Origin of the sequence: Pseudomonas oryzihabitans (assembly GCF_024652905.1) — a bacterium.
GTDB lineage: Bacteria > Pseudomonadota > Gammaproteobacteria > Pseudomonadales > Pseudomonadaceae > Chryseomonas > Chryseomonas benzopyrenica.
Genome location: NZ_CP102429.1, coordinates 190692 through 200870 on the forward strand (window position 1 = coordinate 190692; position 10179 = coordinate 200870).

Annotated in this window: 10 protein-coding genes; all 10 read right to left on the bottom strand. The window is 53.3% G+C overall.

The genetic code is table 11. The annotated features are described in order from the left end of the window. Positions 1-7: 7 nt before the first annotated feature. The 10 genes from copD to NRG74_RS23605 all read right to left on the bottom strand — a co-directional run bounded on the left by copD (position 8) and on the right by NRG74_RS23605 (position 10068). Positions 8-940 (bottom strand): copper homeostasis membrane protein CopD, encoded by a 933-nt coding sequence (gene copD, locus NRG74_RS23560; RefSeq protein ID WP_074585335.1) that lies wholly within the window; start codon positions 938-940, stop codon positions 8-10. Between the two features lie 2 nt (positions 941-942). Continuing rightward, positions 943-1320, bottom strand: a complete 378-nt coding sequence (gene copC, locus NRG74_RS23565) for a copper resistance system chaperone CopC (protein ID WP_007163121.1) — start codon at positions 1318-1320, stop codon at positions 943-945. Positions 1321-1373: 53 nt separating this feature from the next. After that, complete coding sequence (locus NRG74_RS23570; RefSeq protein ID WP_017641153.1) at positions 1374-2384, bottom strand: copper resistance protein B; 1011 nt, start codon at positions 2382-2384, stop codon at positions 1374-1376. A 5-nt stretch (positions 2385-2389) separates the two neighbouring features. Then, a complete protein-coding gene (locus tag NRG74_RS23575) occupies positions 2390-4219 on the bottom strand; it encodes a copper resistance system multicopper oxidase (RefSeq protein WP_257706749.1) in 1830 nt (609 codons plus the stop codon). Positions 4220-4313: 94 nt separating this feature from the next. Continuing rightward, positions 4314-4541 carry a co-regulatory protein PtrA N-terminal domain-containing protein gene (locus NRG74_RS23580; RefSeq protein ID WP_257706750.1) on the bottom strand — a complete coding sequence of 76 codons (228 nt, stop codon included), beginning with the start codon at positions 4539-4541 and terminating at the stop codon, positions 4314-4316. Between the two features lie 316 nt (positions 4542-4857). Further along, positions 4858-6264, bottom strand: a complete 1407-nt coding sequence (locus NRG74_RS23585) for an ISNCY family transposase (protein ID WP_231357415.1) — start codon at positions 6262-6264, stop codon at positions 4858-4860. A gap of 214 nt (positions 6265-6478) precedes the next feature. Continuing rightward, on the bottom strand, positions 6479-7063 hold the full coding sequence (locus NRG74_RS23590; protein ID WP_257706751.1) for a hypothetical protein: 585 nt from the start codon (positions 7061-7063) through the stop codon (positions 6479-6481). Positions 7064-7644: 581 nt separating this feature from the next. Beyond that, complete coding sequence (locus tag NRG74_RS23595) at positions 7645-8574, bottom strand: hypothetical protein (protein WP_257706752.1); 930 nt, start codon at positions 8572-8574, stop codon at positions 7645-7647. 3 nt (positions 8575-8577) lie between these two features. Continuing rightward, the gene (locus NRG74_RS23600; protein WP_257706753.1) at positions 8578-9411 is read right to left on the bottom strand and encodes an ATP-binding protein; all 834 of its coding nucleotides are present in this window, start codon (positions 9409-9411) and stop codon (positions 8578-8580) included. Positions 9412-9420: 9 nt separating this feature from the next. Next, entirely contained in the window at positions 9421-10068 is a 648-nt protein-coding gene (locus NRG74_RS23605) for a hypothetical protein (protein ID WP_257706754.1), read from the bottom strand. Positions 10069-10179: the final 111 nt, after the last annotated feature.

Consider the following 10179-nt stretch of genomic DNA (forward strand, 5'->3'; position numbering starts at 1 on the left):
GGCAAACTCACATCCCCGCTTCCATCTCGGGAGATAGCGTACCAAGCCAAGCAATCAACCCAAGCACCAAAATGGCGGAACCCAGTTCTAAGGCCATGCTGTAGCGAATAGACCGTGCCGCACGCGTGTAATCGCCTTGGTGGACTGCTTGCTCCAATGCCGGGCTCAAGAGAAAGCGGTTGGCCGAAGCCAGCCCGATCATCACGCCGAAAAGGCCCAGCTTTCCCAGCAGCAGCAGGCCATAGGTGCTTTGCGCCAGTCCCCTGATTTGGGGTCCGACGATGAGCAGATAGTTCATCACACCTGTGAAGACGATCAGCACCACGATCACCGCCCCGGCTCGCTCGAAGCCGGTAAGCGTGCGCGATAGGATCTGGACTGACGCCCGCGTTTCCACTTTGCTGGGCCGCAGCAATAAGGCAAAAGCCACCAGCGCGCCGAACCAGCCACTGGAGGCCCATAGGTGAAGTATGTCTGCGCTGAAGTGCCAGAAGCGGCGGGAGCCTTCGTCCATGGCGCCGTGCCCGGCCCACGCCAGTGTGGCCAGCGCCACGCCTGCCAGCAGCGAAACCACGGTCAGGCTCGCCATTGGCCAACGAGGATTGAAGGCAATGGCCACAGCAGCGGCCACGAGTGCGGCCATACGGATAAGCCAGGCGGTGCCAAGCTCCGTCTCGGCGATCATCATCTCAACGTGCGGCATGGCCTCGCCCCATTCCGCCACGCCACTCATAGCCTTGGCCATTTGCACCATAGACACGGCGGAGAGCAAGAGACCCGCCACCGCGGTTGTAGCCAGCAAAGGCAGGAAGGGCAACACCATGCCCGAGCGGCGCTCAGGGCCACGCAAACTATAGAGACCGAAGAGCGCCAGCCCGAACAGCATCATCAAATCGGCATACAACGCGAAGCGAAGTCCGATGCTGAACGGATCTTCCATGTCTATTTGACCTTGAACGTCACGCTACCGGTGATGGGGTGGGTATCTGATGACACCGCCCGCCAATCGACCTTGTAGGTGCCGGCCGTCAAAGGCGAGGCAGGTGCGATGACCATGGTCTTAGGATCACTGCCACCCGAAACAGCCGCTTTGACCGCCATCGGCGGATGCTCCATACCCGACATCGCCGTCATGACCAGCTTCGCGCCGGAAAACTGAGTGACCAGGTTTTCAGAAAAGTGCAGCTCGATCTTTGCCGGGGCGGCGCCTTCAGTTCCTTCGGCAGGCGTCGAAGACACCAGCTTGGGATGGGCTTGAGCCAGGGCGCTAAACAGCATTCCAGCGGCAAAGAGCGTGATGAAAGGTGCACGATTGAACATGCGAACTCCTACAGCCCAAGGGGCGTTCGTGGGGAATGAGATTTGGTGTCTGGTTAGAACCACATACGTACGCCCAGGACCAGGCGGGCTTCGCTGCGGTCTTCCCCTTCCTCCCGGGCAAAATCGGCAGTGTTGCCATAGGAGCGGTTCCAGCTAACGCCAATGTACGGGGCGAATTCCCGGTAAATTTCGTACCGCAAGCGCACTCCGACTTCCGTCTCGGACAAGCCTGAGCCGATTCCGCGTTTGGGGTCGTTCTGCCCGTAAAAATTAGCTTCGGCGGTGGGCTGCAAGATCAGGCGATTGGTCAGCAAGATGTCGTAGTCGCCTTCCAGCCTCAACGCAGTTTGGCCACCCTCTCCAAGGAAAGCGGTCGCTTCGGCCTCGAAGTTGTATAAGGCCAGACCCTGGAGACCAAATGCGGCCCACGTCTGAGGCGGCCCTGGTTTGAAGTCCTGCCGTACGCCACCCACCACGTCCCACCACGGGCCGATCGAGTGGCCCCACAACGCTTGTAGCTCGGCGGATTCGGTTTTGCCGTTGGTGCGCTCCCCCTCGGAGCGAATCCACAGCCGATCAATATCCCCCCCTACCCAACCGTTGACGTCCCAACTCAGCACACTGCCGTTATCAGCGTCCTGCCACTCAAGCTGATCGAACAACAGGAAGTAGTTGAGGGCATCGTCATGGACCGTGTGACCTTTGCCGCTTTGATAGACGGCCGCCCGGTTGGCATCCGTGATGGGCGGAATAGGTGTGCGGCTTTGAGCGAGGGCTGCCGGCTTGCTGGGCGCCATGGTGGTCATTCCAGAGTCCATGCCCTGCATCTTGGAATGATCCATCCCCTGCATCTGGCTGTGGTCCATGCCCTGCATCTTGGAATGATCCATTCCCTGCATCTGGCTGTGGTCCATGCCCTGCATCTTGGAATGATCCATCCCCTGCATTTGGCTGTGGTCCAGGTCAGAACTGCCCGCTTCGGCAGCAAAGGCACCAACCGAAGCGATGCTGAAGCTGGTGATGGCAAGCAGCGAACAAACGTGGAGTCGATTCAACGCGGTCACTAGCTTCACTCCTCTACCCGGACTTCGCGGAACATACCCATCTCCATGTGGTACAGCAGATGGCAGTGATAGGCCCATCGCCCCAGGGCGTCGGCGGTGACGCGATAGCTGCGCTTGGATCCGGGTGGCATATCGATGGTGTGCTTGCGAACCAGGAAGTTGCCTTCCTCGTCCTCCAGGTCACTCCACATTCCGTGCAGGTGAATCGGGTGCGTCATCATCGTGTCGTTCACCAGCACAATCCTCACCCGCTCCCCGTATTTCAGAACCAGAGGATGAGCTTCGGAGAACTTGATGCCATCAAAGGACCAAGCGAACTTCTCCATGTGTCCTGTCAGGTGTAGCTCGATAGTACGGCTTGGTTCGCGGCCGTCAGGGTCTTCAAAAGTGCTTCTGAGGTCGGCGTAGGTGAGTACCTTACGTCCGTTGTTACGCAGACCCAGGCCGGGGTCATTCAATTTGGCGGTAGGGGTCATCGCCTGCATGTCGACCAGCGGGTTGTTCTTCTCACTCGCGGGATGACTTTGCATGGTCATTCCGGCCATTCCAGACATCGAACCATGGTCCATCCCCGCCATAGCGCCATGGTCCATGCCCTGCATAGAGGACATCTTGCTGTGGTCCATGGCTGGCATGGGGCTGCCTCCCATGCTGCTCATGGTCTGCATATCATCACCAGCCGCCGAATTCATGCCGTCCATGCCGCCATGGTCCATACCGCCCATACCCATGTCGTCCATCGTGACCAAGGGGCGAGGATCAAGTAGAGGGACTGGAGCCACCAAGCCATCCCGCACGGCAAGGGTGCCGCGAGCATAGCCGGTACGATCCATTGACTGGGCGAAGACCGTGTAAGCCTCGCCTGTGGGCTCGACGATGACATCGTAGGTTTCGGCCACGGCGATACGAAGCTCGTCGACCTCAACCGGGTTCACGTAAAGGCCATCAGACGCTACGACGGTCATTTTCAGGCCTGGGATACGGATGTCGAAGTACGTCATGGCGGAGCCATTGATGAATCGAAGCCGTAGCTTCTCGCCAGGACGGAACAGGCCTGTCCAATTCATGTTCGGAGCCTGGCCATTGAGCAGGTAGGTGTAGGTTGCGCCGCTTACATCCGCAAGGTCCGTGGGGTTCATCTTCATCTCAGCCCACATCTTGCGATCCGCCAGCGTCGCGGCCCAGCCCTTGTCAGCCACGTCATTGACAAAGTCGCCAACGGTACGCTTGTGGAAGTTGTAGTAGTCGGACTGTTTTTTCAGCGTGCGCATCAGCGAAGCCGGATCTTCATCCGTCCAGTCCGTCAGCATCACCACATGCTCACGATCGTATTTGAACGGCTCCGGCTCCTTAGCCTCGATGACCAAAGGCCCATACACACCGGCCTGCTCTTGGAAGCCGGAGTGGCTGTGGTACCAGTAGGTCCCGTTTTGCTGGAGCTTGAACTGGTAGACATACATGCCGCCTGGCTCGATACCCGCGAAGCTCAGTCCCGGTACCCCGTCCATATTTGGAGGCAGGATGATGCCATGCCAGTGTATGGAGGTAGCCGCATCAAGCCTGTTGCGCACGCGAAGCGTCACCGTGTCGCCCTCCCTCCAACGCAACAGGGGGCCCGGCAATCCGCCATTGATCACCATCGCCGTACGGCGCTTCCCGGTGATGTTCACCGGCATCTCGCCAATCGACAGATCGAACTCTGTACCCGTCAGTGTGCGGGGCGTTGTCGACCCAGCCGCCGCCCAACTGGGCGAACGCCACAGACCCAGCCCACCAAGCATGCCGGCGGCCGTGAGGCCTTTGACGAAGGTACGTCGAGAGGTTCTTGATTCCATACGAGCAGGTCCTGGTAGCGAGGACGGCACCGGTGCCGTGTACAGGAGTTAGAAGATTAGGCGGAAAGATGTCATAGCGCTTTGTAGGGCGCGATTACATTTCTGTAAGCATTGGGTAGGCCGCTTCGCTAGCAGCAAGCCTTGCCGTCTTCATCTTTTTTTCTGCAGACGTGCCAGCTAGCCTCGGCTCGGCTTTCTTGCTTTGCGCTGCTTGTTGGGCGTCCATCATGCGAGTGAAGACGCGATCGGCGCCCCCTTCAGCAAAAGCAGACGAGGAAAGGGTGAAAGCAAGAGCGAGGAACACAGCTTTAGAAACGTTCATGACGAAGCACCTTGGGCAAATACAGCGGCACATGCCGCGGACCACAAGGTAGCGCTGGAAAGCTTTCAGTTGACTGAGCCGAGGATTACAAAAGAGTCAGGTTTCGATCCTGAACCCTCGTATTCCAATACCCTGTGCATACCTATTGAGCGCATCGAGTGACCGAAACACCCTTATTAATTCGCGCCGGGAGCGGAGAGGAAAATGTCGGCTCTCTTTGCTATAACGCACCTGCAATTGCCACCCATGGCCCTCGGGACCTGGAATTGCGCGCACGTCGTATGCGGCCCCGGCCGCTACAAGCGCACTGAGCCCTTCAGCGCTGATTGACTGACGCATGACGGCTACGCTTCGGAGGCCGGCTTTTATCGAGGGCAGCCACGATATCCTCCGGCATGAAATCTTTGGCCTTCTTCTTCGGCGACTCTTGGCGCTGCGCTTTGGTTGGCTTTGGATTGCCAGGTACCGCTTGGGACCGACGGCTATCGCGCTGCTCTTGCATCCGCTGCGCGGCCTGCAAGACGTGGCCCAGCCGCTTGTTTTCCACGATGGTGCCTTGGCTGACCTCAGGCAACTGATCCAACGTCTCGTAGGAAAAGAGAATCCCTGCTGAACGGACCTCAATCCGGCCGTCAGGGTAGTGATAGATCTCTGCGTATCGGCCTGCTAAAGCTCGTGCTTGTAGCGTGTCGTGCAGGACATAGAGACGTCTGTCGTACTGCAGCGTGAGGCTTTTCGATACCCGCCGCGATTCCCGCCATGTGAAGGTTAGAGACAGGTCCTCGTCGTCGCGTACTGGCCGGTGCGCATCGAAATCCGAGCAGGCAATTTTACCGAAGCGGCGATTGTAATCGGCCATGAAAAGCGGCAGATAAGCGTTAGCGGCGTCGACAGTGCTGATGTTTCGTAGTCGCAATTCTTTGACCAGGCGATCCTGCAAGGTGAGATGGGCTCGCTCCACGCGGCCCTTAGCCTGGCTGGAGTTGGCGCAGAAGGTATCGATGTTCAGCTCGAACATGGCCCTGGCGAACTGCGTGTGGCCATCGCCACCCTGAGCATCTTTGCTGTTGACTCTAAACACACTGGCCTTGTCGCTGTAGAGCGCCAAGGGCTTACCGTGGTGCTCCAAGTAGGCCCGGGTAGCCTGGAAGTAGCTGAAGGTCGATTCGCTGCGGGTGAAGGCTAGGTGCATCAGGCGACTGGTGGCGTCGTCGATGTAGACCAGAAGGGTGCATGCCGGTGCTCGGTCCTCGAACCATCGATGATCGCTGCCATCGATCTGGATCAGCTCGCCCAGGCAGGCCCGGCGATTGCGTGGCTGGTACACCTTGGGCAGTCGCTGCCGACGCGGCGTCCATAACCCGGCATCCATCATGATGCGCCGGACGGTTTCCTTGGCCAGGCGTAAGCCGTGACATTCAACGAGCTTTTCGGCCGCAAGCGTGGGACCGAAATCCTGGTAGTGCTGCCGGATTAGAGCGGCGGCACGCTGCTCAAGGCCAGGCCGCAGCTGATGATTGCTGGGCTGGCCGCGCTTACGTGAGGTCAGGCCCGAAACGCCGGCGTCCCGGTAACGTTGCACCAGGCGGTGAACCTGCCGGGAACTCAGCTGCAGGCGCTGGGCGGCGCGTGTTGGCGTAAGGAACCCCTCGGTCACCGCCTGGATGACCTTGAGGCGACCAACTTCACGTAGGCTCATCGTGATCCGCTCGTAGGCTGACATCCTGATCGCTCCGCATCGGCTGCAAAGCCGGTAGGCTAGCTGCAATACGTGATCGGGACATTTCTATCTGGCTGGATCGCGACATTACTATTTGGCCGTAACACGTCCACTTCGCATAATACAACTTATGTTAAATCACATGCGCCAAGCGTATCAGCGTCAACCGTCCACATCATCCTTTGAGATTGATCTGGCGCTATCAGTACGCAATGCTTCAGGCAAGCTCCTCGATAAACGGTTGAGACAAGAAATAGGTGCTCGCCGGGTCTTTCGGATTGATAGCATATAGTTCATTGTCTTTCAGAAAAAAATCTTTCCAGTTTTCCGAAAGTGTCTTGTAGAAATCAACGGACAATACCAAGGCGCGTTTATTGTGGTAAGCTAAATATCCAAATAAGAATCTATAGTTTTCAATAAATATTCCAGCATTATCGCGAGATGGTGTGTTGTTCGGATAGGCTACGATCGCCTCTGTGCCTGACTTAAGGTCAAGTTTCAATAGATAGTTTACACATACTTTGACGTCATTTTCTTCTGTTGAATCACTGCAGATAGCGCAGCAGAAGCCTGGCTTGATGTCCGGGATCGTGTCGTAATTTAAAAAATAGTCAACGCTCTCGATGCCAGAATGGATTTGATCATGCAAAGTCCAGAGCCTATCTATATTTTTTACTAATCGGGCACTGATGCCTTCAAATTTTTTAATTATATCTATAACGTCATCGATGTGGCGTAGGTCATCTGGTATGTTGCGTACGAATGCCTTGGATGAGTTCAACTGGTGCTGCAGACGAAACACTTCAGCCCGGGTTGTCCTCATACATTGTTTATTTACGTAGTGTAGATCGAAAGGTATATCACCTGAGTCTATATCCGCAAATAGCTCGGCGTCGTGGATAGCGCAGTAGCCGGGAAAAGTCGTTGCATTTCGCCTGTGCTGTAATCCGATTACGTAGTTCGTCGGATTTGATACTAAGTCGCGCTTTAATATCGCAACTTCATGTGAATTCGAGCATAGATTTTTAAGCGCGGCATTCTCGGATATTTCATGAGACCAACATGATTTTTCGTTGCAACCACGATATTGGCATCGCCATTCTGGGGCGTTACTGAGGTCTAGATAGTATTGGTGCCAGATGCTCTTCAGCTTTTTCGATGCGGAGTCGGGTAGATTGGCTAAGAGCGATCTTAATAGCAGGTTCTCTAAAAGCTGATTTCCTCCAGCAGCTTTTATAATATTGTCTAGGTGTTCAGTAAACGATAGGTGCAAAGAAATTTCCTCTTGATAAGTACTGCCATTGTCATTGGCGCGATTGGCAGGCGGCTATTGAAGCGTGTAGGTCTTAAATTCGACATCACACTTCGTAGCTTAGCTACATTTTAGCGCCAAAATAGGTCATAAAGATCACGCTTCACTGTACCAAACTCTTCATTTTTATAGTTGCCACGGCAAAAATCGATTGCCTCAGCTTCCGTCATCCCGTCAAAAAGAAGCCCGAGCAGCATGCTGACCTCCCCCTGCCTGTTGCGATTATGAGATCTAAGGCGCTTAACGAAACGATTGATTTTGATGCTGTTATGTTGTTCGTCCAGGCGCTTTTGGATTAAAAAAGTGTTGATGGAATTAGTGGACTTCTCATGGTGTGGGTGTGTTGGTGCTGACGGATTTGCTACTATCCCGGCACTATATTCTCGACCGGGATAGCTTACCAAATTTAAATAGCGGTTGACGTCCAGCGAAAAGTATATACTTTCTTCATCCATGTATGGATTCAAATGCGGGGATAGAAAGAAATTCTCTTCTTTCTTCAGGGTTGAGTTGCATGTATTGCAAGACGGAACCAAATTGTATATTGATAGGGCCAAGTATGGAAAGTGTACTTGCGCATAGAAATGATCGAGGGGAGGTCTTATGGAGCCAGATTTCGGGTCAGTAAATATTGTATAAATAGCATTTTCATGGCAATAAGGGCAGTATGCATATTTAGAAGTAAGGCATAGCGCATATGCACCCCAGCCTTTCTTTCCTTTTCTGGAAAAGCTTTTGTAATTGAATAGGCGTTCGCATTCCCGACGGAACCTTCGATCAGTTGCTGCTGATAGCTTAGATCGTCGCTCCTCAATGTCGTTTATAATTTGAAGAAGCACTGAGGCATGGGCTGTTGCGATATCTTCGCCATAAGTAGAGATTAAGTACTTGATTAGACGTGTTGGCTTCGTAGGTAGCCTCTGCATCATCGCATCTTTTACGAACTGCCGATGACGTTTTAGAGTTCTCTTATTCCAGATGTCTTCTGTATTAAATAGCATAGACTATAGTGCCTTCGCTCGCTTGAGCGATTTCGAGGCGAGCGTATTTCTAATAGCCGGATCTCCAATCATTTCAATCTGCTCCGGATCGACAGATTCTCCGCCTTCGATCTTCGCGGCTATCAATCTGATAATTCGCGCAGTAAAACTTCCGATCGCACCGGTGTCAGCTATTTCTCGCATTACTGTTTCTAATGGCGCCCCAAACGTAGACTGGTCATGCCCATATTCTTTTTCAATGTAACTTTTAATGCTTCTTTCTTCCTTTAAATTTACAATGAATTGGCGAGGGAAGTCTGACATGAGAACCGGGGAGTGAGTCGATACAACGACCTGTATCGTATCAAAGTGCTTTTTAAAGTTTTCGATCATGCGATCCAAGTAATCTACATATCGTTTTTGCCAGCTAAGATGTAGAAACGCATCCCCTTCGTCAATTAACAGCAAAAGGTTTTTAAAGCGGTCTTTCCCGCTGAGTTGATGGACCGCTAGGGTGATTCCGGAAAATTGGTCGATGAGTGCGGCAGCGCCGGAACTCAGCTGTTTGAATCGCGTATACCCAATGCTACCTAAGTGTAACTTCGAGAGCTGGGAGACTTGAATCTCTGTAATGGAATGTACGTCATTTTCAAGGGTTTTGTCGTCTATAATTTCTGAGACGGTTCGCAATAAAGAAAGGGTTTTTCGGAATACGACTCGGGCTTTTGTACTTTTTTTAGGCAAAAGATTATAGTAGCGTTCGGCTATGTCGAACCCGAGCTCTTCTAGAAGTTGGAGGTTTGCACCAGAGGTCGTTTTATATGCGCGTTGGGCAGTTTGAAAAGCGCGGATCTTCATTGCATATTCTTAGCCCGCAAATAGCGCATATTCGATTAGAAAGTTTTTGTGAAGTTCATCTACATCTTTATTGAGTTGGTTTCTTTCTGGGCTATCTTTTATCGCAAATGCGCCACGGAATGAGTTTTGGCGGCGTTTAATGTCCTCATAGGCGGCGCTATACTTTTGCACCCATTCCTGCTCGACACGTTCGCTATCTAGAATAATATGAACTAAGCGCTCAATATCGCGATCAGTTATGGTATTGAGTTTTAAAGTTGAAGCTGCGTCAATTCCGAAGTCTTGCTTTAGAGCGGACGCGATCGCCGTTTGGATGTCTGTGACGGACTCCTTTTTGGTAGACGATGTCGGTACAATTACAGTCCTTCGCTCTTCGGACTTCGGGGCGTTTGTAAGAAACGGCACCGGCGTATAATAGATAACACAGGTCTTTTCGCGATCTGTTTTCTCATCGAAGATGAGCGCTTGTTCGTCGGCAAATTCATCTTCTGTTGCGTGGCGCACTAGGGATAGAAGGCAAGCGGTTTTTCCCGCTCCATTTGGTCCTACAAGCAACGTCATAGAGTCAGCGGAAAAAATCGCCTGCCCTCCTAACGAGATACTGCTGGAGCTAATAAAGCGCAACTCCTTTCCTTCATGCAGAAACGACTTAATCATTTGATTTTATATTCCGGCTGAAAAGATTTAGCTGAGACGCTTAGAGGCGTTGTAGCACAGATTCCTTTGAACAGGCTACACGCGTAGCGGTGTTAGCCGGTGTTATGATCA

Bases quoted from the DNA above. Each gene is read 5' to 3' on its own strand.
- copD (WP_074585335.1), bottom strand. From the start codon at position 940: ATGGAAGATCCGTTCAGCATCGGACTTCGCTTCGCGTTGTATGCCGAT.
- copC (WP_007163121.1), bottom strand. From the start codon at position 1,320: ATGTTCAATCGTGCACCTTTCATCACGCTCTTTGCCGCTGGAATGCTG.
- NRG74_RS23575 (WP_257706749.1), bottom strand. From the start codon at position 4,219: ATGGAATCAAGAACCTCTCGACGTACCTTCGTCAAAGGCCTCACGGCC.
- NRG74_RS23580 (WP_257706750.1), bottom strand. From the start codon at position 4,541: ATGAACGTTTCTAAAGCTGTGTTCCTCGCTCTTGCTTTCACCCTTTCC.
- NRG74_RS23585 (WP_231357415.1), bottom strand. From the start codon at position 6,264: ATGTCAGCCTACGAGCGGATCACGATGAGCCTACGTGAAGTTGGTCGC.
- NRG74_RS23595 (WP_257706752.1), bottom strand. From the start codon at position 8,574: ATGCTATTTAATACAGAAGACATCTGGAATAAGAGAACTCTAAAACGT.
- NRG74_RS23600 (WP_257706753.1), bottom strand. From the start codon at position 9,411: ATGAAGATCCGCGCTTTTCAAACTGCCCAACGCGCATATAAAACGACC.
- NRG74_RS23605 (WP_257706754.1), bottom strand. From the start codon at position 10,068: ATGATTAAGTCGTTTCTGCATGAAGGAAAGGAGTTGCGCTTTATTAGC.